Raw genomic sequence first — 406 nt, forward strand, 5'->3', positions numbered from 1 at the left:
GTTCAAGCTATTGGGGCAGCTTATTTAATTTTCATTGCTTTAAAACATTTACTAAAAAAAGACAATGGAGAAAAAGAGAAAAAAGGAAAAAGTTATAATATGACTGTTGCTCAAATTGCATTAGCAGATATCGCATTCGCTGTTGATTCTATTTTAGCAGCAGTAGCTCTTGTCATTGACTTGCCCGATACGTCTATGGGTGCAATTGGTGGTATGGATGGTGCTAAATTTATTGTTATTATAATAGGTGCAATAGCGGGTTTAATTGTAATTCGATATGCAGCAGGATTCTTCGTTAAGTTATTGACAAAACGCCCTAGTCTTGAAAAAGCCGCAATGTTATTAGTTGGTTGGGTTGGGGTTAAGTTATTAATGCATACCCTTGCTCATCCATCAGTGCACATTG

Annotated in this window: 1 protein-coding gene; it reads left to right on the plus strand. The window is 36.2% G+C overall.

Annotated features, from left to right (window positions below; all coding sequences use genetic code 11):
- Positions 1–406, plus strand: a 406-nt coding sequence (locus tag AC1DJR_RS33750; protein WP_477004646.1) for a TerC family protein, incomplete at both ends; no start/stop codon positions are given.

The organism is Bacillus sp. 05T31, assembly GCF_056396725.1.